At 34.2% G+C, this 22957-nt stretch carries 28 protein-coding genes; 16 read left to right on the forward strand and 12 right to left on the reverse strand.

Annotation, left to right across the window (positions count from 1 at the left end; genetic code table 11):
• Nucleotides 1–21 precede the first annotated feature (21 nt).
• The 6 genes from J7E44_RS08370 to J7E44_RS08395 all read left to right on the forward strand — a co-directional run bounded on the left by J7E44_RS08370 (nt 22) and on the right by J7E44_RS08395 (nt 4232).
• Nucleotides 22–864: a DUF5777 family beta-barrel protein gene (locus J7E44_RS08370; RefSeq protein ID WP_214827818.1), complete on the forward strand. Its 843-nt coding sequence runs from the start codon at nt 22–24 to the stop codon at nt 862–864.
• 1 nt (nt 865) lies between these two features.
• On the forward strand, nt 866–1216 hold the full coding sequence (locus tag J7E44_RS08375; RefSeq protein ID WP_214827823.1) for a c-type cytochrome: 351 nt from the start codon (nt 866–868) through the stop codon (nt 1214–1216).
• Between the two features lie 12 nt (nt 1217–1228).
• On the forward strand, nt 1229–1774 hold the full coding sequence (locus J7E44_RS08380; RefSeq protein ID WP_214827827.1) for a YceI family protein: 546 nt from the start codon (nt 1229–1231) through the stop codon (nt 1772–1774).
• Nucleotides 1771–2298, forward strand: coding sequence for an ankyrin repeat domain-containing protein (locus J7E44_RS08385; RefSeq protein WP_214827830.1), 528 nt, complete (start codon nt 1771–1773; stop codon nt 2296–2298). The genes J7E44_RS08380 and J7E44_RS08385 overlap by 4 nt, the downstream gene beginning before the upstream one ends.
• Nucleotides 2299–2301: 3 nt before the next feature.
• Nucleotides 2302–3051 (forward strand): T9SS type A sorting domain-containing protein, encoded by a 750-nt coding sequence (locus tag J7E44_RS08390; RefSeq protein WP_214827837.1) that lies wholly within the window; start codon nt 2302–2304, stop codon nt 3049–3051.
• 326 nt (nt 3052–3377) lie between these two features.
• Nucleotides 3378–4232: a GNAT family N-acetyltransferase gene (locus J7E44_RS08395; RefSeq protein WP_214827840.1), complete on the forward strand. Its 855-nt coding sequence runs from the start codon at nt 3378–3380 to the stop codon at nt 4230–4232.
• Nucleotides 4233–4298: 66 nt separating this feature from the next.
• On the opposite strand, the gene J7E44_RS08400 is transcribed toward J7E44_RS08395, so the two are convergent.
• The 3 genes from J7E44_RS08400 to J7E44_RS08410 all read right to left on the reverse strand — a co-directional run bounded on the left by J7E44_RS08400 (nt 4299) and on the right by J7E44_RS08410 (nt 5817).
• A complete protein-coding gene (locus J7E44_RS08400) occupies nt 4299–4613 on the reverse strand; it encodes a transcriptional regulator (RefSeq protein WP_251040528.1) in 315 nt (104 codons plus the stop codon).
• 224 nt (nt 4614–4837) lie between these two features.
• The gene (locus tag J7E44_RS08405; protein ID WP_214827844.1) at nt 4838–5149 is read right to left on the reverse strand and encodes a hypothetical protein; all 312 of its coding nucleotides are present in this window, start codon (nt 5147–5149) and stop codon (nt 4838–4840) included.
• A 209-nt stretch (nt 5150–5358) separates the two neighbouring features.
• The gene (locus tag J7E44_RS08410; protein ID WP_214827847.1) at nt 5359–5817 is read right to left on the reverse strand and encodes a hypothetical protein; all 459 of its coding nucleotides are present in this window, start codon (nt 5815–5817) and stop codon (nt 5359–5361) included.
• A 232-nt stretch (nt 5818–6049) separates the two neighbouring features.
• On the opposite strand from J7E44_RS08410, the gene J7E44_RS08415 reads away from it, so the two are divergent.
• Entirely contained in the window at nt 6050–7330 is a 1281-nt protein-coding gene (locus J7E44_RS08415; RefSeq protein WP_214827850.1) for an alkaline phosphatase family protein, read from the forward strand.
• A gap of 70 nt (nt 7331–7400) precedes the next feature.
• Here J7E44_RS08415 and J7E44_RS08420 read toward each other — a convergent pair whose 3' ends face one another.
• A complete protein-coding gene (locus J7E44_RS08420) occupies nt 7401–8285 on the reverse strand; it encodes an NAD(P)H-binding protein (RefSeq protein WP_214827853.1) in 885 nt (294 codons plus the stop codon).
• Between the two features lie 170 nt (nt 8286–8455).
• Here J7E44_RS08420 and J7E44_RS08425 point away from each other — a divergent pair, with 170 nt between their 5' ends.
• On the forward strand, nt 8456–8830 hold the full coding sequence (locus J7E44_RS08425; RefSeq protein ID WP_214827861.1) for a winged helix-turn-helix transcriptional regulator: 375 nt from the start codon (nt 8456–8458) through the stop codon (nt 8828–8830).
• A gap of 82 nt (nt 8831–8912) precedes the next feature.
• On the opposite strand, the gene J7E44_RS08430 is transcribed toward J7E44_RS08425, so the two are convergent.
• A complete protein-coding gene (locus J7E44_RS08430) occupies nt 8913–9965 on the reverse strand; it encodes an NAD(P)-dependent alcohol dehydrogenase (protein ID WP_214827863.1) in 1053 nt (350 codons plus the stop codon).
• Nucleotides 9966–9995: 30 nt separating this feature from the next.
• Entirely contained in the window at nt 9996–10403 is a 408-nt protein-coding gene (locus tag J7E44_RS08435) for a cupin domain-containing protein (RefSeq protein ID WP_214827865.1), read from the reverse strand.
• Nucleotides 10404–10534: 131 nt separating this feature from the next.
• On the opposite strand from J7E44_RS08435, the gene J7E44_RS08440 reads away from it, so the two are divergent.
• The 5 genes from J7E44_RS08440 (at nt 10535) to J7E44_RS08460 (ending at nt 14057) form a co-directional block, all read left to right on the forward strand.
• Nucleotides 10535–11437 carry a helix-turn-helix domain-containing protein gene (locus J7E44_RS08440; RefSeq protein WP_214827867.1) on the forward strand — a complete coding sequence of 301 codons (903 nt, stop codon included), beginning with the start codon at nt 10535–10537 and terminating at the stop codon, nt 11435–11437.
• A gap of 184 nt (nt 11438–11621) precedes the next feature.
• Nucleotides 11622–12956: a carboxylesterase family protein gene (locus J7E44_RS08445; RefSeq protein ID WP_214827869.1), complete on the forward strand. Its 1335-nt coding sequence runs from the start codon at nt 11622–11624 to the stop codon at nt 12954–12956.
• 316 nt (nt 12957–13272) lie between these two features.
• Nucleotides 13273–13530, forward strand: coding sequence for a hypothetical protein (locus tag J7E44_RS08450; protein WP_214827871.1), 258 nt, complete (start codon nt 13273–13275; stop codon nt 13528–13530).
• 37 nt (nt 13531–13567) lie between these two features.
• Nucleotides 13568–13852, forward strand: coding sequence for a hypothetical protein (locus J7E44_RS08455; protein WP_214827873.1), 285 nt, complete (start codon nt 13568–13570; stop codon nt 13850–13852).
• Nucleotides 13853–13883: 31 nt separating this feature from the next.
• Nucleotides 13884–14057, forward strand: a complete 174-nt coding sequence (locus tag J7E44_RS08460) for a hypothetical protein (protein ID WP_214827876.1) — start codon at nt 13884–13886, stop codon at nt 14055–14057.
• 90 nt (nt 14058–14147) lie between these two features.
• On the opposite strand, the gene J7E44_RS08465 is transcribed toward J7E44_RS08460, so the two are convergent.
• From J7E44_RS08465 to lpxK, 6 genes are all read right to left on the reverse strand, one after another.
• Entirely contained in the window at nt 14148–15620 is a 1473-nt protein-coding gene (locus tag J7E44_RS08465) for an alpha-amylase (protein WP_214827877.1), read from the reverse strand.
• 43 nt (nt 15621–15663) lie between these two features.
• Complete coding sequence (gene dinB, locus J7E44_RS08470; RefSeq protein WP_214827887.1) at nt 15664–16761, reverse strand: DNA polymerase IV; 1098 nt, start codon at nt 16759–16761, stop codon at nt 15664–15666.
• Nucleotides 16762–16802: 41 nt separating this feature from the next.
• A complete protein-coding gene (locus J7E44_RS08475; RefSeq protein ID WP_214827889.1) occupies nt 16803–17264 on the reverse strand; it encodes a GNAT family N-acetyltransferase in 462 nt (153 codons plus the stop codon).
• Between the two features lie 14 nt (nt 17265–17278).
• On the reverse strand, nt 17279–17794 hold the full coding sequence (locus tag J7E44_RS08480) for a TlpA family protein disulfide reductase (RefSeq protein ID WP_214827892.1): 516 nt from the start codon (nt 17792–17794) through the stop codon (nt 17279–17281).
• A gap of 106 nt (nt 17795–17900) precedes the next feature.
• Entirely contained in the window at nt 17901–18716 is an 816-nt protein-coding gene (locus tag J7E44_RS08485; RefSeq protein ID WP_214827895.1) for a purine-nucleoside phosphorylase, read from the reverse strand.
• Entirely contained in the window at nt 18688–19725 is a 1038-nt protein-coding gene (lpxK, locus tag J7E44_RS08490) for a tetraacyldisaccharide 4'-kinase (protein ID WP_214827897.1), read from the reverse strand. The genes J7E44_RS08485 and lpxK overlap by 29 nt, the downstream gene beginning before the upstream one ends.
• A 49-nt stretch (nt 19726–19774) precedes the next feature.
• On the opposite strand from lpxK, the gene truA reads away from it, so the two are divergent.
• From truA to J7E44_RS08505, 3 genes are all read left to right on the forward strand, one after another.
• Nucleotides 19775–20566, forward strand: a complete 792-nt coding sequence (truA, locus tag J7E44_RS08495) for a tRNA pseudouridine(38-40) synthase TruA (protein ID WP_214827899.1) — start codon at nt 19775–19777, stop codon at nt 20564–20566.
• A 23-nt stretch (nt 20567–20589) separates the two neighbouring features.
• Nucleotides 20590–20934: a hypothetical protein gene (locus J7E44_RS08500; protein ID WP_214827901.1), complete on the forward strand. Its 345-nt coding sequence runs from the start codon at nt 20590–20592 to the stop codon at nt 20932–20934.
• A gap of 207 nt (nt 20935–21141) precedes the next feature.
• Entirely contained in the window at nt 21142–22905 is a 1764-nt protein-coding gene (locus J7E44_RS08505; protein WP_214827903.1) for an ABC transporter ATP-binding protein, read from the forward strand.
• Nucleotides 22906–22957 lie beyond the last annotated feature (52 nt).

The raw sequence follows: 22957 nt of genomic DNA on the forward strand, positions 1-22957 counted from the left end.
CTAATATTTTTTAAAATTTGTATGACAAAAACTCTATTATTTTTGTCAATATTATCCTCAACTCTTGCCTTTTCACAGGAGGATTTGCTGAAAGATATTGACACCATTAAAGCAAACACAGAAAATTCGCAGCCCGCTTTTAAGGCCCTGCAGATTGTTACAGGACAATCTACAAAACTTGCTGCTAAAAATGAATGGTACATTGTGGTGGCGCACCGTTTTGGTGACATCAGTACAGGATTCAAAAATTTCTTTGGACTGGATGAAGCTTCTACTAAATTAGGAGCTATTTATGGGGTTAACGATTGGCTATCTCTAAACCTATCCAGAGAAACCAATCAGAAAACTTTTGAATTAGGCGCTAAATATAAGATCCTTAAACAAAACGAAAGTTTTCCTGTTGATGTAGTTGGTTACAATGTATTGGCCTTGAATACTGATCTTGATAAGGATAATTATCCGGGGCTTCATTTTGGCGACAGACTTTCTTATCTTACTCAGGCTTTAATTTCCAGAAGATTTGATGATAAACTTTCGTTACAGTTAACTCCCTCATACATTCATAAGAACCTTTACGAACCTAAAAATGAAGATAAAAATCAGTTCTTAACAGGATTAGGAGGACGTTACAAAATTTCTAAAAGGATCTCTATCAATGCTGAATATTTTGTGAATTTTGACAATCATAGTTTTTATAAAAATCCTTTATCATTAGGCATGGATATCGAAACAGGAGGCCATGTTTTCCAGCTGGTATTTAGCAACTCCCAGCTAAATTCTGATATAGGTTATCTTTCCAATGCTGTTGGAAACTGGGGAAAAGGACATATTTACTTTGGTTTTAATCTTTATAGAGTTTTTTAAGATGAAGAAGTTAATATACATCATAGCATCGACGGCTTTACTTATTTCTTGTGAAAGCAGAACATACGAAGAGATTTCAGATAATACGCCAATCACTCAACAGGTAAAGTACACAACAGATATAAAACCAATTATTGATGCCAATTGTATCAGTTGTCATTCTGTAAATGGTCCAGCTGCCTATAAGCCATTTACCAATTATGATCTGGTGAAAGCCAGTATAGATGATATGTTAAATAGGATACAAAGACCACTTGGAGATCCTGAGAAAATGCCGCAGGGAGGATCGTTACCACAATCACAAATCAATATTTTTATCAAATGGAAAGCTGATGGACTTATTGAAAATTAAATCAATTTTAATATGAAAAAATTAACACTCATAATGGTTTCGTTACTTTTTAGTAATCTGATTTTAGCGCAAAAATACAGCTCTAAAACAGGCAAAGTAACTTTTGAAGCATCTGTACCACTATTCGAAGATGTGTATGCCCAGGATGATAACAACATCGTTGTTGTGAATACAGATACGGGTGATATGGCATCTATATCAATAGTGAAGAATTTCCATTTTAAAGTAAAATTAATGGAAGAACACTTCAATGAAAGCTATGCAGAAACGGCAAAATATCCCAAAACAACTTTTACAGGAAAGATTGCCAATTTTGATAAAAGTAAGCTGTCTGCAACACCGCAAAAATATACAGTACAGGGAACATTAAATTTCCATGGGGTAAATAAACCGGTTTCTTCTACAGCAACAATTTCCTCAAAAGACGGAAAGATATACATGCAGGGAAGTTTTGTAGCGAAGCCAGCCGATTTTAATGTGACCATTCCTAAAATGGTTACGAAAAAAATTGCTGAAAGTATCAATGTTGAATACAATTATACACTGGTTAAACAATGAGAAAACTAATTATTATTCTAAGTGTTTTCCTGAGCTTTTCTTTTGTGTCTGCTCAGGAAAAAGCAAAATCAATTTTTGATATTGCCAGAAGTGGAACTGTAGCTGAAGTTAAAGAACAGATGAAACAGAATCCGGATGTTATCAACCAAACCAATGAAAGTGGCTTCTCTCCTCTGATTTTAGCATGCTATAAAGGCAATTTGGAAGTGGCTAAGTTTTTGATGGACAATGTGAAAGACGTTAATTATAAAAGTCAGGAAGGAACTGCTTTAGCAGGACTTTCTGTCAAATATAATAAAGATTTGGTAGAGTATTTATTAAAAAAGAATGCTGATCCTAATATTGGGGACACAACAGGATCTACCCCTTTATTCTGGGCTGTTAAATTCGGAAATAAAGAATTAATAGAATTATTGCTTAAATATAAAGCTGATAAATCTAAAAAAGATTCAATGGGAATGACTCCATTTGAATATGCACTTAAAACAAACAATACTGACATCATTAACCTTTTAAAAAATTAATATATGAAAAAAGTTTTACTAACATTAACAATGGCTCTGGCAGCTTCTCTCGGAGCGCAATTTAGCTCGGGTGTTGTGAATCTCACGACAACAGGAATGACAATAAAGTTGGATACTACTCCAAGTTTAGTGACAATGACCCTTACTGGAAATGATAATGCTTTTATGGGAATTGGCTTTGGAAGTAGTGGAATGGCAAGCGGAGCTGATGGATTTATTTATAATTCTTCTGCCAATAGAGATTATACCTTTAATGGAGTAGGGGTTATGCCATCTGCAGATGCTTCTCAGGATTGGACCGTAACAACTAATACAACTTCAGGAGGAATAAGAACTGTAGTTGCAACCCGATCTCTTTCTGGGGGAGCGGGTGATACGGCAATTCCAAATGCAGCAGGGACTATTAGTATTTTCTATGCCAAAGGAAATAATACTTTGAATTTAAGTTATCACGGTGGTGGAAATAGAGATTATGCAACATTAAATATGGCAGGAACTTTAGGAACAGGGGAAGTTATTGCTGAAAATAAGAAAATTGTTCTTTATCCAAATCCTGCAAAAGAAACAGTGAACTTCAAAAATGCTGACAGAATAAAATCTATTGATATCTATGAAACAACAGGTAGAAAAGTGAGAACCGTAAAATTGAATGGTGAAAATATCAGCGTTTCTGATTTAAAATCTGGAACCTATTATTTTGAAATCACTTCTAAAGACGGAACTTTATCTTTCGAAAAATTGATCAAAGAATAAGAAAAAAATAATTCTTTAATTTATAATACCTCTAGAAATAGAGGTATTTTTATTTTTGTGGAAACCTGAGCTTAAACCATATTGGGAAGAGATGGTATTTTTTGATGTATGTTCAGGTGAGAATATCAATTGTGAGATCGAGTGTTTTTCGAAATACAGGATGTAATCGTGCGAGCTTAGTTCAGAAGAAAAATGTATTGAGATCTGCTGTAAATCACTTGAGATTATTTTACAAAGACCTGCTCAAAATCATGTATTATAACACGATCATCCACAGCACGAATTCATATGAATTCAGTAATTTTAGTACATATAAAATAATTTAAATGGAGTTTAGAAATTTAGTCAGCCTCAATATAACAGACCTTTTATCAGTATTTAATCTTTCTTTTTCTGATTATTTGGTTCCTTTTCATTTGACTTTGGAGCAGCTCACATCAAAAATTAATGCAGAAAAAATAGATATGAATTTTTCAGTTGGCGCATTTCAGGATGATCAGATTGTTGGTTTTATTCTGCATGCTGAAAAAGTAGAAGATAGAAAACGAATTGTGTATAATGCAGGAACTGGGGTTACTCCTGAATACCGTGGACAGGGATTGGTAAGAAAGATGTATGATTATATTATTCCAATACTACAAGATAGAAATACAGATGTGTTGACTCTGGAAGTTATTGAAGGAAATGAACCTGCCATCAGAGCATATACCAATCTAGGATTTAAGATTTCTCGAAAACTGCTTTGTTTTAAAGGAAATATTGAAACTAAAGAAACATCTTCTGAGATCAATGTGCAACAGCTGGATCACTTCCAATGGAAAACGTTCAAGTCTTTCTGGGATATTGAACCCTCATGGCAGAGTTCGGTAATTGTCCTTGACCAGATGCGAAATGACTTGGTTATTTTGGGAGCATACGAAATGACTGAGCTTGTAGGTTATGCTATATTTAATCCAGCGATAGGAAAAGTATATCAGGTGGCTGTTAATAAAGAAAATAGGAGAATGGGGATTGGGGCGAAACTTTTTAAGGTGATAAGAGAGATGAGTGCTGGATCGGTGACCGTTGTTAATAATGTGGATGATTCCTCAGAAAATACGTCTCATTTTCTTAGTGGAATGGGTCTTGAAAATTGGGTGTCTCAGTTTGAGATGGCGAATAATATTAATATTGAATCATAAAAAAGAATGCTGCTTCTATAGAAACAGCATTCTTTCATTTATATTTTTAGTAGAAATGATCAAAGATTATTTTCCAGATTTAAACTTTTCCAAGTCTTTCTTCTGAGACTCATTTTGCTCTTTAAGTAAGTTAATATAGTCATTTAAATGATCTAAAACATGATTGGGAATACTACAATAATAATTATAGTTACCCGAGCTATCATTAAATGTAAGATTGTCATTATTCTGGATGATACTTGAAGGCTTTTCTTCTTTTATATCTTCAACCGGAACCTCTAAAGCTTTAGCCAGCTTTTCCCATTCATCGTCAAATATTCTCACATCTCCACTTTCCTTCCTGCAATAATTGGAAACATCCGTTGAAAGAATGTTCGACATGTATTCCTGAGTATATCCTCTTTACTTTCTTAAACTTCTTAGCTTTTCCATAGTTGTTGTATATGTGCTTTGTACAAATATAAAGAAAATTGTTGTTTTTAATATTCTTGTTGATACTTATCCTTTGAGAAAATTGCTCTCCTTGATGTGCTCTGAAGTAAACAAAATTGTCGTTTACTATTTTATTACAAAAAAGCCACTCATAAACATGATTGATTCTTTTCTTATTTAGATTTCTGCCAGTTATAATCCAGTGCTTTATTTGTGTAATTATATATAGTTTCACTATCTGATTGGAGCTCCTGTTTTATGAGAATATTTCCATCTTCAGTAGTTTTAAAATCTTCACCATAGTAGCTTAAAACTTTCTTTAATCTTCTATGAAATTCTGAATTATTTTCAGGAATATAACTTTCATAATTATTACCATCAAACCTGGTAGGTTGAAATGTAGTATAAGAGTTTCTGTAAAATAAATAACCAGCAAAAAATACAATACAGGTTAAAAATAGGATTATTATGTTTCTCTTTTTCATAATATTATTACTTGCACGCTACCGCACGAATCTTTTCGTGTGGATAAAATTATATTCCTGCATCTTAAAAAAATAAGATCTCATTCAAAACCTATTTTTAACCAGATTTCTACATGTTTTATATAAAGATATAAAATGAGGCAGTTTGTCGAAAGTAATTATAATAAAAATGCCACACGAAAGGATTCGTGCGGCAGCGGAGGATTTTTTTATTTAAACATTGTATTTTCTTTTACAAAATCTATATCAGTGGAATTGGCAACTACCCATATATATCCTTCGGAACTTTGTTTTGTCTGTACATTATAATAATGACTATTTTTCTCACACGATTTTAATCTAACACTATCACCCTCATTTATTCCACCGGGTATTATTGTATATAGTTCAGCGAGAGATCCTTCAATTCTATAGGGATAAATTCCATTTTTTACTGTGTCGTTAAGTGACTTATTAAACTCTTTTATACTGCTATGTGTCAATCTTAATTGAATAATACCAAAGGCATGATTACGTGACTGTTTAATATTTGTAACATAACCATTCAATTCTACATTATTATTTAAAACATTATTTAATCTAATATCTTCTTTTGCACCTGTTTTTTTAAAAAATATTACTATTGTTGCAAAAACGATAAACACTATAAAAAATCTTAAATATTTCATATTAATTAAGTTAAAGCCTTTCTGTACAAATTTAAGTCTATTTCCATGGTAATTATCAGCAGTTATCTTATTATTAATTCTTTTAATCTATTGTCGATCTTAGCTTGTGGATTATTCGAATTAACGGATAGGATAATTAATTTTCATCAGTTTCCAATTTCTTTAATATACTTTTAATCTATTAAACTTTTCAGAGAAAAACATAGGATGTAACTTTACCAAAAATTTTATAATGAAGCGAGGAATACAAATTTTACTCCTGTTTATTTCGGTAATGGGATTTGCTCAGAAAGCACCAGTTGATACGACACAGGTCGTGATCCCTAATCGATATAATAGTGTAGATGCTCAAACGAAGCCATATGTTATTATGATCTCAACGGATGGGTTTAGATATGATTATGCTAAAAAATACAATGCTGAAAATCTTTTAAAATTATCTAATAATGGGGTTCAGGCAAAGGCAATGATTCCAAGTTATCCAAGTATTACATTTCCTAATCACTGGAGTTTAATCACGGGATTGTATCCTGCACATCATGGATTAATTGATAACTTTTTCTACGATTATAAAAGGAAAGAGTTTTATGCGATGAGTGATAAAAAGAATGCTGAAGATGGAAGTTGGTATGGTGGAACTCCACTTTGGGGGCTGGCTGAAAAACAAGGGATGATCTCTGCCACAATGATGTGGGTAGGTTCTGCGAGTGATGCAGGAGGGAAAAGACCAACCTATTATTATCCTTATCATGAAAAGTTCACTCCTTCTGAGAAAGTGGATAAAGTGGTTAACTGGTTAAAATTGCCAATGGATAAAAGGCCGCATTTTATTACATTATATTTTCCGGAAGTAGATGGAAGCGGACATCATTTTGGACCTGATGCTAAGGAAACGGAAGTAGCCGTTCATCTGGTGGATAATGCAATCGGAGAACTGGTTCAGAAAGTAAATAATCTGGGATTAAAAAATGTAAATTTCATTTTTGTTTCTGATCATGGAATGATAAAAGTAGATGGAGGGACTCCTTTAGAAATCCCTGAGATGCTTTTTAATAAAGAAAGATTCGATTTCTTTAATTCTCAGACCTTGTTAAGGGTTGTGGTAAAAAATCCCGCAGAAACTAAAACAGTTTATAACGAACTTAAAGCAAAGAAAACTGACGATTACGAAGTTTACTTAGATAAAAGGCTTCCTAAATACATGCATTTTGGAGCTAAAGATGATCAATATCACAGAATAGGACAGATTCTTTTAATACCGAGGGCTCCTAAAATATTTTTAGAAAAAGGAAAGAAGACATCGGTTGGAAAACATGGATATAACCCAAGACTTGTTCCGGAGATGAAAGCAACGTTCTTTGCCTGGGGTCCACAGTTCAAAAATAATCTGGTTATTGATGAATTTACCAATGTGAATGTCTATCCTTTAGTGACTGAAATCTTGGGATTGAAAAATGACCAGCCAATTGATGGTAAATTGAAAGTTTTAAAGGGAACTTTAAAAGATAAATAAGATTAAGATCCGATTAAATAAAGTTTCGGAGGACCAAAGGTCCGCCGAAACTGTTTTATTGATAAAAAATCTAGGAATTAAATTGAACTGCAAATTCCTTCGCAAACTCTTCTAATTTAACTCCTCCTGAAACAGGTGAGCCGTGCTCAATAAAATCGGCCTGTACCACTCCCGTTCTCATCCCTTTCCCCATTTCGGTGTATAATTCAGCCATTTCCTGGGGAAGACCTCCCTGAAGTGCTCCATTCAGATATTCTTCATCTGTAAATTCTACCCAAGGCAATTCAGGCTTTCCAACAGCTGAACCCAGAATGGTAGCAAAATCTGAAGGCGTACGTACATCACTTACTATATATCTGATGTTTTTACTATCAGAATTTTTAACCAGTTCTTCCGCTGCTGCTTTTGCAATATCTGTTGGATGTACCAATGGAATGCTTGCATTTTCAGGAAAATTTCCGCCAATGATTCCAGCATTTTTAACTAGTGGAATATCATTAAAGAAATTGATATAAAAATATCCGGCGCGTAATAGTGTCACAGATGTGTTTTCTAACTCATTATAAAATTTTTCGATACGGTGAAGACCTTTAATAGGACCGGTTTCTATTGGAGAAGCTGCACCTACACTACTTAACATGACAAGTCTCTTCACGTTTGCTTTTCTGATTGCTTCTGCATAATTCTTTCCTACATTTGCCGTTTCTTCAACAATATTTACACCACCCATATTTGGAGGGGTCATGGCAAAAACGGCATCTGCACCTTCAAATGTTTTATTTAAGAAATCTAAGTCTGTAATAGAGCCGATAGCTGCTTTTGCTCCTAATGATTCAATTTCACTTTTTTTAGATTCATTACTGCTGATGACAGTAATATCATGTCCTTCTGTAATTAATTGTTGAGCTAATGGTTTGGCTACATTTCCTAATGAACCTGTGATTATAATTTTCATATGTAAAATTTTTATTGTTTTTAATGGTCATATGTAATCGTTGAATATTGATTAGTCTTTATGAATTGATCAAGTGATTGCGATTTCATATGTAAATATTTTTTTATTTCTGAGAACAAAGTTATATTTGTACTTACTTTTATACAAGTACTTACCCTAAAGTATGTATCATGGCAGAAATTAAAGAAAGTTCAACCATCCAGGAAAACAAAAGAAATATACTGGATCAATGTCCCGTAATGTACGTTATGGAAAAGATTGGTGGTTTTTGGAAACCTATTATTCTATTTCAGTTGTCAACAGGAGGAAAAAGATACAGTGAGCTAAAAAGAGCCATTCCCGAAGTAACAGAAAAAATGTTGATCCAGCATTTAAAACAATTGGAAGCTGATGGTTTAATCATTAGAACGGCGAAGCCTGTTGTTCCACCTCATGTAACGTATGAGCTAAGTGAAGCAGGCAATAAACTGGCTCCTGTGATCGATGCGATGGCAGATTGGGCTTTTCAGGATATGAAAGGAGAGCACAATTGGAAACCAGTGTAATTAAAACGTTAAGAGAAAATTAAAAGTATAGCAAAAAAGCCCCTCAATTGAGGGGCCTTTCTATTAAAAAATATCCGAAGAATTACAAAGATTGCATATCAATGACAAAACGATATTTAACATCGCTTTTCAACATTCTTTCATAAGCTTCGTTGATTTCGTTCATTTTGATTATTTCGATTTCAGAGACAATATTGTGTTTACCACAGAAATCAAGCATTTCCTGAGTTTCAGCAATTCCACCGATGACAGAACCTGCTACCGATTTTCTTCCCATGATCATTGGAACTGTATTTAAGATGGGTTCCAATCCACCTAAATAGCCAACAACAACTAATGTTCCACTGATATTTAGAGTGGCTACATAAGGATTCACATCGTGAACGTAAGGAACAGTATCGATGATCACATCAAATTTTCCTTTTACAGAATCCATTTCAGACTGTTCTGTAGAAATCACTACGTGATCTGCTCCTAATTGTTTTGCATCTTCAGATTTTCCAGGAGTTCTTGAAAATAGAGTTACTTCAGCTCCCAATCCTTTGGCTAATTTGATGGCCATGTGTCCTAATCCTCCCAATCCTACAACAGCCACTTTTGAGTTAGGTCCTACGTTCCAGTGTCTCAATGGAGACCAAGTTGTAATTCCAGCACAAAGAAGAGGAGCTACAGCGGCCAGATCTAAATTTTCAGGTACTTTTAATACGAAGTGATCATCTACCACTACTTTTTGAGAATAACCACCAAAAGTATGTCCTCCTAAATGTACATCTTTTCCATTGTAGGTTCCGGTAAATCCGTTTAGGCAATATTGTTCCAAATCTTGTTTACAGCTGTCACATGTTCCACAAGAATCAACTAAACAGCCAACTGCTGCTAGGTCTCCAACTTTAAATTTAGAAACATTACTTCCTGTTTTTGTGATTCTTCCGACAATTTCGTGTCCCGGAACAGCCGGGTAAATAGTTCCGCCCCAATCGTTTCTTGCAGTATGAAGATCAGAGTGACAAACCCCACAATATAGAATTTCAATTTCTACATCATTAGGAGTTATTTCTCTTCTTTCGATATTCATTTCTTTCAGGTCTGCCGTAGTAGACTCTGCTCCGTAAGCTTTTACAGTGAATGTGTTCATTTGATTTTTAATTTTAAGTTATGTTTTAGTTTATAAATTGTTATATTCTTCGTCGGTTACCGGTTCCATCCATTCCACAATACCGTTCTGAGTATTGGGATTCACAGCGATGTGGGTAAATTCACTATTGGGACTGGCACCATGCCAGTGAATGATGTTAGGAAGGATATTCATGACATCTCCGGGATTTAGAATTTGTATAGGCTTTCCTTTTTCCCGATAATAACCGGTTCCTGAAGTTACAATTAAAATTTGTCCGCCACCGTGAGAATGCCAGTTATTTCTACAGCCAGCTTCGAAGATTACATTTCCGATCTGGCAATTTAGTTCGTCTGTATTAGGCTTTAGAATTTGTATCCAGGCTGTTCCTCCCGAAAAATATTCGGAAGGTGCTTTTTTTCCTTTGGGAAAAATGTTTTTGTTTTCTGATGTTTCCATAACAATACAAAAGTCGATACTTTTAACCAAACGGGACTTATACAGATTACAGAAACATGTACCAATTTTACAGACCTTATAAAAAGTAGAATAGAAAGTGGTAATTTTGGATAAGATTAAAAGGGTATTTTATGGAAAATCAAGAGGTTCAGATAATTAGCAGTGTTTCGGATTATAATAAAATGATGAATCATGAGACCTTACATCCCTTGGTAAGTATTGTAGATTTTTCTAAATCAGATCCTATTTCCCAATACAGAAGGAGTTATGGTTTTTATACTGTGTTTCTAAAAGATGTTATGTGTGGAGATATGTATTATGGAAAGAATAATTATGATTATCAGGAGGGGACATTGGTTTTTATAGCCCCCGGACAAGTGTATGGGATCAATAATGATGGAACGTATACCCAGCCTGGAGGATATGCTCTGATATTTCATCCCGACTTAATAAAGGGAACCAATCTGGGTAAAAACATCAAAGATTATTCTTTCTTTTCATATGATGTTCATGAAGCTTTACACCTTTCTGAGAAGGAAAGGGAAATTGTTCTTGAATGTTTTAAAAATATCAAACTTGAATTAGAACAGTCTATCGATAAACATAGCAAATCTTTAATCGTTAATAATGTTGAATTATTTTTAAATTATTGTATGCGGTTTTATGATCGCCAGTTTATCACTAGAGATCATATTAACCAAGGTGTTATTGGTAAATTTGAAAATCTCCTGAATGAATACTTGAAATCTGATAAGCCTAAAAGCATTGGATTTCCAATGGTTAATTATTTTGCAGAACAACTTAATCTTTCGGCCAACTATTTCGGAGATTTAATTAAAAAAGAATTGGGTGTTTCAGCTCAGGAATTTATTCATAATAAACTGATCGATGTCGCTAAAGAGGAGATTTTTAATCCCGGCAAGTCAATCAGTGAGATTTCTTATGATCTGGGATTCAAATATCCACAACATTTTACGAGGTTGTTTAAGGCTAAGGTGGGAGTGTCTCCCAGTGAATATAAATCGTTGAATTAATCTTTTTTGACACTAATAGCACTAATTTTTTACACGAATTGTTATATTTATTATTTGTGAACATTTGTGCTAAAAAATCTGTGGCATTTGTGTTTAAGTAAATTAAAAGGATAGTCATTTTCTTTCAAATAAATTCGAGATTTAAAAAAAACTGCTTTAATTTTAATAAAGAAGTTTTTTTGAGATGAAATCACAGCAGCAGATCGGCACTTATGTCTTTCAAACTCCTTTCGGAAGAATAATAGCACTTAGAGAAAATGGCGTTATCAGGGCCAGAAGTATCCGTTATGCCCGTTCCGAAAGATTTAAAAAGCCTGTTCCTATTCAGCCATCAACTACTGAAATTATTTTCCCGGATCAAACACCTGTTTGTCCACAAAGCATTAGCCCTCTTATTGAAAAAATGATTGGACATACCAATCTTGACAACTTTGAAGTGGATGAATCTACACAATATCTTTCCGTTGTTCGTTCTGAAGGTGAAAAAAATAAACTCCCTGTTGTTGTTTGGATTCATGGAGGCTCCCACGAAATAGGCTGTGGAGATATTCCCACTTCAGATGCCAGTGAATGGGTGAAAGAACAGGATATTATCGTTGTTTCAGTTTCTTACCGGTTAGGAATGTTTGGTTTTTTAGGAGGGAATGAAGAAAGACCTGCAAACCTTGGTTTGTTTGATATCATTGAAGCATTAAAATGGATCAAAATGAATATCGAAAGCTTTGGTGGCGATGCAGAAAATATTACCCTTTTTGGACAGTCTTCCGGAGGTGATGTGATTGCCCATTTAATGATCTCAGACGGTATTGAAGGATTATTCCAACGGGTTATTATTCAAAGTGCACCATTAGGACTTCGTCATGGCAGGCAAAAAATGTCCGCTGAATTTCTCAGGAGAACAGACGGTATAAAAAATGAAGCTGATGTTTTAAAAATGATGTTAGCATACAAAAAAGAAGTTCCCTCTGTCATAAAATACGGTCTGAAAGCGGTAATGCCATTTGGCCTTCAATATGGGTTTCCACCTTTATGCAGAGAAGATGAAGCAGAAGAAAGATGGAATACCAGGGCAAATAAATTTGATGTTTTAATAGGATTAAATAATGATGAAACCGCTTTTTACCTTAAAGCATCTGAAGCATTAAATACCTATTTCGGTAAGGGTTTTGGGCAGAAACTCATCAATAAAACAGTTCATTTAACCACAGAAAAGATCTATGGGAAACCAGCAGAGCTTTTTGCTGAGAATTATGCGTCGGCGGGAGGTAATGTTTATTTATTCAGGATTTACTCGACGCTGGAAACGAATCATATCGGCGCAGTTCATAGCATTGACTTACCCTTATTATTTGGAAATGAAGGTGCATGGAAATCTGCAGGATTATTAAAAGATATTCCTTGGGAGTATATTCATGAAAACGGAAGAAAACTAAGAGCGTTATGGGCGGAGTTTGCTCGAAACGGGCATATTTCCGATGATTCGGAAAAACCGGAGATCTTAAAAATCCAAAGAATGTAGTTTAGATCTAAACACAAATAACACTAATGATTTCACGAATCACACCGATATTTATTTGGGAATACTGAGCTTTAAAAATCTAGGCCATTGCATTTGAATTAAAAAATGTCAGAAATGTAACCAATAGAATGAGACTTTTGATAGGTCTACAAAATCTATTTGTAAACATTTGTGCTAAAGATTTGTGTTCTTTGTGTTTAAAGAAGAAATCAAAATGTGTTTTTGGTAGCTTTAATTCTTTATTTAGTGATTTTTATTCAATAATACGTTTAATATTTTGTTATATTTGAGTAATCAAGTCTTAAATGTAATAAATATGAAAACAAAACTTTTTCAAAAACAGTTGAGCAGAACAGCTCTGAAAACAGTACTAGCTGGTGGTGAAGGCTGTACTAATGTATCCGCCAGAGGAGGTGAGGAATGTCTTTATCCTTATGTATGTGGATTATATGGATGTGAACTTTCCGGAAGTAGTGGTGGTTCCGGTGGAGGTACTGGTACAGGTGGCTCTGGTGGTGGTGGCGGAGGAACTGGTGGTGGCCTGGGTGGACCAGATCCTGAACAAACAACATAAACCAAAAAAGTAACTACTAATACCAAATTAAAAGATCATGAATACCAAATTTCAATGGAATGAACTGAGTAGAGATACACTAAAGAATCTACTGGCCGGATCTCCCGGAGAGCCTGCTTATTGTTTTTCAGGAGGTGGCCCCGGAGAGGGGGGCTGTGGCTCTGGTGAGATATGTGATAATGGACGATGTGTACCTTATAATCCTTCTACTGGTGGTGGTACAGGAGGTGGAGGTGGCACAGGGTCAACACATACCTGCTATTGTGGGACTTACAATTATGTGACTTCGGATCCTTGTCCGAATTTCTGTTTCAGCGATTAAACTTTACTTTATCAATCAAAAATATTTCAAAATGAAAAATAATACTTTACAACAGCGTCGTGTTCGACAGCTCGACAGACAGGAACTTAAAACTATAAAAGCAGGAGACATTACCCGGGGTAAGGTTTGTTGTACTTCAAACGAAGACAATCAATGTTGCGAATGGGCTACGGACATATGGAACTGTAGATATATACAGTGTTAGGATCTACAAACTAATTAAAAGATTCCACTTTTAAGCATACATGACAGAAGGAATAACCTTTCCTGCCATGTATGCTCTTTTTTTGAAAATTTATTGAGGGATCCATACACTTACATTTCCTGCAGGAACCGGAAAATTTCCCCAACCTTTCTCATCAATGATTATTTTTTCGTCAAATCTGCCGAGTAAATCGTAAAAAGTTTGTCCAATATATTTTTCACCCATTTCCATGGGCTTATTGTAAGCCTCTTTATTACTTAGAACAATGGCACAGCCTGCATGCTCATCATTTCCTTCACGAATCCATCCCAGGCAATTGGAATCTTCAAAATAATCTTTTTGAATCCCATAGGCATACTCCTTTCGGGCTTTCAGTAATTCTTCAATTCCATCTACCTTATTCAGGAAAATTTCCTGATCATTCCCTTCCCTGTCTTTATCAACATAATGAGCACCATAGAGATCGGGGTAAAATACGCATGGATACCCATCTTCTCTTAATAGGATCAAAGCATATGCGATCGGTTTGAACCATTCTTCAACAGGAGCTTCAAGGTCCTGTAGTGGCTGAGTATCATGATTATCAACAAGACTTACCGAATGTAAAGGATCTGCCTGGGTCAAGGTCTCATCAAATATTTTTCTTAAATCATAAGAACCTCCTTCTTTAGACGCATTATGAAAATTATTTTGTAAAGAGCTGTCAAACAAACTCATACATCCTTCCGTGACGTCAATGTATTTTTGAAGTAGATGTAAGTATCCCGGCGCCCAATATTCTCCAACAGCAAAAATATTTTTCCCTGAGTTGGACCGGATCAGCGTAAGCCATTCTTTATAAAAATCAAAAGAAATATGTTTTAAAGCATCCAGTCTCACTCCATCAAAATCAGTTTGATCAAAATACCATTTTGCCCAGTTATTAAGTTCCTCACGAACAAAAGGATTACGATGTTCAATGTCATTATACATCAGATAATCATAATTTCCTTTTTCATCATCTATCATCTCTTCCCAGTCATTTCCATATTCAGACTGTATTTTAAAAATATGAGAATCCATTCCTTCCGCATAATCTACACCGCTGAAACAGGTAAAGTTCCATTCAAAATCAGAGTATTTTTTATGTCTTCCGGGAAAGGTAAATTTAGTATAAGACTCTATTTCAATAATATCAGAAATTACTTTTTCCCTATTGTTTTCATCCACTTTTACAGCTTTGAATTTTTCAAGCTCATCACCCCCTGCCTTATGTCCTAAAACAATATCAACAATAACCTGGATATTCTGTTTTTTTAAAGCCTGAATTGCTTTTATATAGTCGTCTTTTATACCATACTTGGTAGGAATTCCTCCCTTTTGATCAAATTCTCCGAGATCGAAAAGATCATAAGCGTCATATCCTGTAGAATACCCACCGCTAGTTCCTTTGTAAGCTGGTGGAAACCATACTGATGTAATTCCTAATTCTGCAAGATATTCGGATTGATTTTGAGCCTCCTTCCAAAGCATTTGATTTCCATCTGAGTACCAGTGAAAAAACTGAATCATTGTTGAATTCATACATTATAAGGTTTACTTACTACAATGTAGTGAAAATTTATAACTATTGATTTCCAAACTCTTCAAACGGGATTTTTAGTTGAACGGAGATTTGTTTTTTTTCTTCCGTATTAAGGTGGGAGAGGGATAATCCCAGTAAACGGACCGGCTTATCAAAAGGTCTAAGTTCCCATAGCTTTTGGGCTGTTTTGAAATATTCTTCATCGGAAATATAATATTCTTCTTTTGTCATACTTCTGGTAAAAAGCGAAAAGTCTTTATATTTTATCTTTAAAGTAAGTGCTCTTCCAAGAATATTATTCTTTTGTAATCTTTGATGTAATTCCTCGCTTAAACTTTTTAATTTTTCATTGATCTGCTGTTCATCATAAAGATCTTCAAAAAATGTACGTTCTACAGCTACACTTTTTTGAATTCGATGAGGTTTAACTTCAGAATTATGAATGCCACGGACTACATTATAATAGTAACTTCCTGATTTACCAAAAAGGCTGACAAGTTCCGGGAGTGTTTTCTTCTTTAGATCTTTTCCTTTAAAAATCCCCAAAGTAAACATCTTATTAGCAGTCACTTTTCCAACTCCATAAAATTTTTCTACAGGTAATTCTTCCAGGAAACTTTCGATCTTATCAGGATGTATTGTTTTCTGGCCATTAGGTTTATTAATATCAGAAGCTACTTTTGCTAAAAATTTGTTGACAGAAATTCCTGCTGAAGCCGTAAGGCCGGTTTGTTCAAATATTTTCTGACGGATCTCTCTTGCGATCTCATTAGCAGATTCTATATCTTTTTTATTTTCAGTAACATCCAGATAGGCTTCATCTAAAGATAAAGGTTCTACCAAATCTGTATATTCATGGAAGATTTCCCGGATCTTTTTTGAAACTTCCTTATATCGTGCGAAGTGTGGCGGAACGAAAATAAGATGGGGGCATTTTTCTTTTGCTATTTTACTAGGCATGGCAGAACGGACTCCGAATTTCCTTGCTTCATAACTTGCAGCTGAAACAACTCCGCGATGTTCACCGCCTACTGCGATGGGCTTCCCCCGAAGTGCAGGATTATCATGCTGTTCTACAGAAGCATAAAATGCATCCATATCAACATGAATAATTTTGCGGATGGGAAAAGAAAAATCCATATACAAAGATATGGATTCATTTATTTCTATTTTTCAGTGAATTAAGATTCTTTTTTTAATCTCATCGTAAGAAGCAGGGGTTCGAAACCGGCCTTTTCATAAGCTTTTACTGCCGATTCATTTTTATCATATACATCTAACCTTATTTCATACATTCCTTTCTCTTTTGACCATTCAATCAATTTATCAACAATAGATTGATTGATTCCCTGGCCTCTATATTCGGGTTTTACAAACATAAAACCGAGGTAGGCATATTTTTTAAAATTGCTGTAATCTTTTTGTGTTTCCTTGATCAAGGCATATCCTGAGGCAACAATTTCGTTGTTTTTTTCAACCACAACTAATAAAGCATTTTCTGAACTAATCAAAAAATTTAAATCGTAATAATGAATTTCACCATCAATTAAAGTTTTATCAAAAGGTCTTTCAGAATCAACAATACCTTGTTCAAATTCTAAAAGAACTTTTAAATCTTCTTTCGTAGCTTCTCTTATAGTCATAACAGTATATTATTCTATTGTAAAAGCTTATTTATGGTAGTTTGAATTTCAGGATCTTCCGGTGTGATCGCATAGTATTTTGCAATTGCAGATTTTTGGTCAATCACCATATATCTTGGGATCCAGTTGAGGTCAATATAGTTATTGAAATCATTTTTCCATCCCGTTGCAAACCAGTAATTATCTTTATCCTTCATATCAAATCTTTCAAGGCTTTTATCAAAACCCTCTTTAGATCTTTCTAATGAAAGAAATACAAAATCTATATTCGGATTGTTTTTCTCCAATTCCTGAGCTTTTGGTAGTGCCTTCAGGCAATCTCTGCACCATCCGGCCCAGAAATCAATCACAACAACTTTCCCTTTATGCTGATCAAGAATATCTTGTATCGTAATATTTTTTCCGTCTTCATTTTCAAGCTTTTGTTGTAAAGCTTCTTTAGAAAAACTGGTTTTCAGAACTTTTGGAGTTTGCTGTGCATAAGAAAGTCCAAAACTTCCTAACATAAAAAATAAGAATAGCTTTTTCATTTTCAATTTCATTTTTTTTACAAATCTAAACAATGAAACGAAGTTATGAATTGCTTTCTGTATTAATTAGAAAAAATTTAAGAAATTTGAAAATTCAATAAAAGAATTATTGAAAGTTTTTAACCAAGCCTTTTACAACCGTAATTACATTAGGCATTGCTTTGTTGGCTGCATTCAGAACTTCTTCATGTGATACAGCGAAAGCAACATCCGGGCCTCCAAGATCGGTAATAATAGAAACACAAAAGACATTCATATCCATATGTTTGGCAACGATAACTTCAGGAACGGTGCTCATTCCAACCATGTCACCACCTATCGCTTTTATCATTCCATATTCTGCAGGCGTTTCAAAAGTTGGACCTTGCAGACCTACATAAACTCCCTGATGAATTTTAATATTATGTTCAGAAGCTGCCTTTTCTGCTACAGCGATCATTTTTTTATTGTAAGGCTCGCTCATATCAACAAAGCGAGGTCCGAATTCATCAATGTTTTTGCCTCTAAGAGGATGCTCAGGCATCATATTGATATGGTCTTTTAAAAATACAATATCTGCTACATTATAATTGGGATTTACTCCTCCTGCAGCATTAGAAAGAAGAAGGTTTTTGATTCCTAATAGATGAAAAACACGGATAGGAAATACAACAGTTTCCATAGAATAGCCTTCATAATAATGAAAACGACCACTCATCATCAAAACTTTTTTACCTTCTAAAATTCCATAAATTAATTGACCTTCATGACCAGCCACGGTAGTTTGAGGAAAGTTGGGAATGTCTTTATATTCTAATATATGAATAGGTTCAACTTCATCCTGTAGTTTTCCTAATCCCGATCCTAAAACAATAGCAAATTCAGGGGTATCCCGAATAATATTTTTAATGAAATTAACGGTTTCCGTGATTTTTTCTAACATAATCTAAGATGATTTGGTTAAACTCTTCCTTTTTATCAATGATCACATTGATAGGCCAGTAGTAAACAATATCTCTAAGATAGTCAAAGCTTTTTAAACGGACATAATCTTTTTCCGTTGTAAGGATTAATTTGTATTCACCTAATTTTTTATATTCAGCAACAATTTTTTTGATATCGTCGTCAGAAAAATTATGATGATCCCTGAATTTTAAATGTTTTACTCTATTGGAAAATTTAGCCAAATGTTCTAATAGAGGTTTTGGATTTGCAATTCCTGTAATGAAAAGAATATCATAATAATTAAGGTTGTTGTCAGGAAGCATTTTTTCTTTCCCATATACATTTTCGTCATATCCTATAGATGAAAAGAATACTTTCTGATAACGATCAGGTCTTATTCTCGAAATGTAATACTGTTTGGTTTCCTCAGTCAATTCGTCAGGACATTTACTGACCATAATGATATCTGCTCTTTTTACTCCGCCTCTCGATTCTCTTAAGTCTCCTGCAGGAAGAAGATGATCTTTAAAATAAGGATCATTAAAATCGGTCATCAAAATATTGAAACCAGCTTTGATCGCTCTGTGCTGCAGTGCATCATCAAGCACCAAAACATCGAGATCCATATCCTCAATCACTTTTTTAGCACCAGGAACTCTTTCTTCAGAAACGGCAATTACAAACCGGTTCTTAAAACGTTCGAATAACTGCATAGCTTCATCACCAACCATTTTATAGTTGCTGTCATAATTCGTTATTTCATAACCTTTTGTAAGTCTGCCATAGCCGCGTGAAAGAACACCGGTTCTATAATGTTTAGATAGATATTGGGCAAGGTACATCACCATTGGTGATTTTCCACTTCCGCCAACAGACAAGTTACCGACATTGATGATCGGTGTTTTGAATTTCGTAGATTTAAAGATCCCCAGATCATACATTGTGTTTCGGATACCCGTTACCAAATGATAACCTACAGAGAAGGGATAAAGGTACCATCTTTTCATACGATTGCAAAAATAGTAATTTTCAAGAGGATTTTGTTTAATATTCTCAATGACTTTTCAACAAATATTTAATAAAATTAAAGTATTTTTGTGGAGTTATTCTATTACATTGAGGTACTTTATAGAGTTTTCTTACAACGGGAAAAATTATTTCGGTTATCAGATCCAGCCGGATGCTAATTCTGTACAGGAAGAATTAGAAAAAGCACTTTCCACAATTTTAAGGGAAGAAATTAAAATGACGGGTGCCGGAAGAACGGATACTGGTGTTCACGCTAAAAAAATGTTTGCTCATTTTGATACTGAAGAAGTTTTAAATGATCAGCTTTCCCATAAACTAAACAGCTTTCTTCCACCAGATATTTCCATTAAAAGAATTTTTCCGGTAAAAGATGATTTCCATGCGCGATTTGATGCTACTTATAGAACTTATGAGTATTATATTTCTTTGGAAAAAAATCCTTTTACAATAGATTCTGCATGGCAGATGTGGAGAAGATCTTTAAATGTGGAGGCGATGAATGAAGCTTGTAAAATTTTATTTGAATACGAAGATTTTACAAGTTTTGCTAAATTGAAAACAGATAATAAAACCAATATCTGCAAAATGTATAAAGCAGAATGGGAGCAAAACGGGAATGAATTAAAGTTTACTGTTTCTGCCAATCGTTTTCTCAGAAATATGGTACGGGCAATTGTTGGAACAATGGTAGAGATTGGTGCCGGAAAAATAAAACCCGAAGATTTAAGAAAAGTTATTGAAGATAAAAACCGTAATTCTGCTGGAACTTCTGCTCCGGCTCAGGGTCTCTTTCTTGTTGATGTAGGCTACGAATTTTAAAATAAAACTAAAAAATAATAACTATGATGTCAATTTTTATTCTGATAGGAGCCTATAGATATTACGCGGGGCTGGCCGAGAAATTTGGAAAAACAAAATGGCATTTTGGGCTTTTGGCGATTGGTATCTACTTGGGATTTCAGGTAGTGTTTCTTTTATGCTACGGCGTTTATACTGCGATTACGAATCCCGGTTCTCTGGAAGATAATAACTATAGTGGTTTTACACTGGTTAATGTTATAAGCTGGATATTTGCTATAGTTGCGGTCTGGGGTATTTATCAACTTCTTGAAAAAAAGTTTAAGAAAGAAGTTATGAAGAAACCTAGTTTAGAGATTGAAGAAATAGGCATTAAAGAAAATATATAAATACTTATCTGTCATTGTATTTATCCATCGTATGTGTGATGGATATTTGGGTTGAAAATGACGAATATGTAATGACAGGATATTCATATTTTAAATAATAGGTATCAGAAATTTTCTATTACTATTTGAATAAGTTGTTCCCGCTTTCAAATTATAAAGTGTTATTTTTGCAAAGAATTTAATTGAATTCTTTCTTCAATTTGTACAATGAAAAAACAAGATACCTGGGGAATTATTAAAAGGCTCTTCTTTATCGGAATGAAATTTCGTTCTTGGTTTATCCTTACCCTAATAATTTCTATTATACTATCAATAGTTTCTACTTACAGACCTTATCTTACAATGCAGGTTGTAGATAACGATATCACGAAACTGCAGGATAAAGCTTTAATGATGAAGCATATCTACATTTTAGTGGGATTGGTTTTTGCTGAAACTGTTTTAAATTTCTTTTTGGTGTATTTCTCCAACTATATTTCTCAGAATGTAATCAGGGATATAAGAGAAAGGCTGTATGCTAAACTTATCTATTTCAGGACATCATTTTTTGATAAAACTCCAATTGGGCAATTGGTAACACGTGCTGTTGGTGATGTTGAAACCATTGCTACTGTATATACAGATGGTTTCCTGATGGTTTTTGGAGATATACTGAGAATTGTGTTTGTATTGGTGATGATGTTCAGTACCAATGTTCATTTGAGTTATATTACCCTTGCAATTCTCCCTTTAATGGTGTTGATCACGAGATTCTTTCAAAAGAGACTGAAGAAAGCTTTTGGAGATGAAAGAACATGGACAGCGAACCAAAACTCTTTTGTTCAGGAAAGATTAGCAGGGATGCCCATTATTCAGGTTTTCAACAGGCAGCAAGCAGAATTCAAAAAATTTGATGATATCAATATTACGCTGAAAGGCGCTTTATTGAAAACTGTTTTCATTTTCTCATTATTCTTTCCTGTAGTAGAACTTATTTCTTCATTATTTATCGGATTCATTCTTTTTTATGGTGGATACATTACAATTAGTGCAGGGGTAGTTATTGCGTTTATTCAATATATCTCAATGTTGATTCGTCCGTTGCGACAAATAGCGGATCGTTTTAATAATATTCAACGTGGAATTGTTGGAGCAGAAAGGGTTTTGGGGGTAATGGATGAAGATTATGCAATGCCTAATCATGGTACCATTAAGAAAGATCATTTTGATGGTAAAATCGAGTTTAAAGATGTTCGTTTTGCCTATGATGAGAAACAGGAAGTTTTAAAAGGAATAAATTTTAAAGTAAATCCTGGAGAAACTGTAGCGATTGTGGGAGCTACTGGAGCTGGAAAATCTACGATCATCAGTTTGATCACAAGACTATATGATATTAATTCCGGGGAAATTTTTATTGATGATGTGGAACTTAAAGATTATGAGCTATATAATCTAAGAAGTCATATAGGGGTGGTATTGCAGGATGTTTTCTTATTCCACGGAAGTATCTTTGAAAACCTTGCATTCGGAGATGATTCTGTTACATTAGAAAAAATAAAAGCAGGTGCTAAAGAGATTGAAGTAGATGAATTTATTCAGCAGCTTCCGGGTGGATATGATTATGTAGTAAGTGAAAGAGGTTCATCGATATCTTTAGGTCAGAGACAGTTGTTGTCTTTCTTAAGGGCTTATTTATCAGATCCCAAAATTCTTATCCTTGATGAAGCTACATCTTCTATTGACCATGAAAGTGAGAAGCTGATTCAAAGGGCAACCGAAAAAATTACCAAAAACAGAACTTCTATTATCATTGCCCACAGGCTTTCAACAATTGAGAAAGCAGATAAGATCATTGTCATGGAGCATGGTAAAATTGTTGAGGAGGGAAAACATATGGAATTGCTTAATAAAAATGGATATTATTCTACTTTGTATAAAGCTCAGCTGAGACATGAGGTTGAAATGGAAGCAGAGAGTGAAGCTTCAAAATAAAATAAATAGAATTTAATAGATATAAAAAGAGAGCTGAAAACCAGCTCTCTTT

It is taken from the genome of Chryseobacterium sp. ISL-6 (genome assembly GCF_018613715.1).
Taxonomy (GTDB): domain Bacteria; phylum Bacteroidota; class Bacteroidia; order Flavobacteriales; family Weeksellaceae; genus Chryseobacterium; species Chryseobacterium paludis.

Excerpts from the sequence above, each read along its gene's own strand:
- J7E44_RS08455 (WP_214827873.1), top strand. The coding sequence starts at position 13,568 with ATGAATACCAAATTTCAATGGAATGAACTGAGTAGAGATACACTAAAG.
- J7E44_RS08410 (WP_214827847.1), bottom strand. The coding sequence starts at position 5,817 with ATGAAATATTTAAGATTTTTTATAGTGTTTATCGTTTTTGCAACAATA.
- J7E44_RS08385 (WP_214827830.1), top strand. The coding sequence starts at position 1,771 with ATGAGAAAACTAATTATTATTCTAAGTGTTTTCCTGAGCTTTTCTTTT.
- dinB (WP_214827887.1), bottom strand. The coding sequence starts at position 16,761 with ATGGATTTTTCTTTTCCCATCCGCAAAATTATTCATGTTGATATGGAT.
- J7E44_RS08400 (WP_251040528.1), bottom strand. The coding sequence starts at position 4,613 with ATGTCGAACATTCTTTCAACGGATGTTTCCAATTATTGCAGGAAGGAA.
- J7E44_RS08465 (WP_214827877.1), bottom strand. The coding sequence starts at position 15,620 with ATGAATTCAACAATGATTCAGTTTTTTCACTGGTACTCAGATGGAAAT.
- truA (WP_214827899.1), top strand. The coding sequence starts at position 19,775 with ATGACTTTTCAACAAATATTTAATAAAATTAAAGTATTTTTGTGGAGT.
- J7E44_RS08430 (WP_214827863.1), bottom strand. The coding sequence starts at position 9,965 with ATGAACACATTCACTGTAAAAGCTTACGGAGCAGAGTCTACTACGGCA.
- J7E44_RS08405 (WP_214827844.1), bottom strand. The coding sequence starts at position 5,149 with ATGAAAAAGAGAAACATAATAATCCTATTTTTAACCTGTATTGTATTT.
- J7E44_RS08380 (WP_214827827.1), top strand. The coding sequence starts at position 1,229 with ATGAAAAAATTAACACTCATAATGGTTTCGTTACTTTTTAGTAATCTG.
- J7E44_RS08435 (WP_214827865.1), bottom strand. The coding sequence starts at position 10,403 with ATGGAAACATCAGAAAACAAAAACATTTTTCCCAAAGGAAAAAAAGCA.
- J7E44_RS08475 (WP_214827889.1), bottom strand. The coding sequence starts at position 17,264 with ATGACTATAAGAGAAGCTACGAAAGAAGATTTAAAAGTTCTTTTAGAA.
- J7E44_RS08450 (WP_214827871.1), top strand. The coding sequence starts at position 13,273 with ATGAAAACAAAACTTTTTCAAAAACAGTTGAGCAGAACAGCTCTGAAA.
- J7E44_RS08460 (WP_214827876.1), top strand. The coding sequence starts at position 13,884 with ATGAAAAATAATACTTTACAACAGCGTCGTGTTCGACAGCTCGACAGA.
- J7E44_RS08390 (WP_214827837.1), top strand. The coding sequence starts at position 2,302 with ATGAAAAAAGTTTTACTAACATTAACAATGGCTCTGGCAGCTTCTCTC.
- J7E44_RS08505 (WP_214827903.1), top strand. The coding sequence starts at position 21,142 with ATGAAAAAACAAGATACCTGGGGAATTATTAAAAGGCTCTTCTTTATC.
- J7E44_RS08500 (WP_214827901.1), top strand. The coding sequence starts at position 20,590 with ATGATGTCAATTTTTATTCTGATAGGAGCCTATAGATATTACGCGGGG.
- J7E44_RS08480 (WP_214827892.1), bottom strand. The coding sequence starts at position 17,794 with ATGAAAAAGCTATTCTTATTTTTTATGTTAGGAAGTTTTGGACTTTCT.
- J7E44_RS08375 (WP_214827823.1), top strand. The coding sequence starts at position 866 with ATGAAGAAGTTAATATACATCATAGCATCGACGGCTTTACTTATTTCT.
- J7E44_RS08445 (WP_214827869.1), top strand. The coding sequence starts at position 11,622 with ATGAAATCACAGCAGCAGATCGGCACTTATGTCTTTCAAACTCCTTTC.
- J7E44_RS08395 (WP_214827840.1), top strand. The coding sequence starts at position 3,378 with ATGGAGTTTAGAAATTTAGTCAGCCTCAATATAACAGACCTTTTATCA.
- J7E44_RS08370 (WP_214827818.1), top strand. The coding sequence starts at position 22 with ATGACAAAAACTCTATTATTTTTGTCAATATTATCCTCAACTCTTGCC.
- lpxK (WP_214827897.1), bottom strand. The coding sequence starts at position 19,725 with ATGAAAAGATGGTACCTTTATCCCTTCTCTGTAGGTTATCATTTGGTA.
- J7E44_RS08485 (WP_214827895.1), bottom strand. The coding sequence starts at position 18,716 with ATGTTAGAAAAAATCACGGAAACCGTTAATTTCATTAAAAATATTATT.
- J7E44_RS08415 (WP_214827850.1), top strand. The coding sequence starts at position 6,050 with ATGAAGCGAGGAATACAAATTTTACTCCTGTTTATTTCGGTAATGGGA.
- J7E44_RS08425 (WP_214827861.1), top strand. The coding sequence starts at position 8,456 with ATGGCAGAAATTAAAGAAAGTTCAACCATCCAGGAAAACAAAAGAAAT.
- J7E44_RS08420 (WP_214827853.1), bottom strand. The coding sequence starts at position 8,285 with ATGAAAATTATAATCACAGGTTCATTAGGAAATGTAGCCAAACCATTA.
- J7E44_RS08440 (WP_214827867.1), top strand. The coding sequence starts at position 10,535 with ATGGAAAATCAAGAGGTTCAGATAATTAGCAGTGTTTCGGATTATAAT.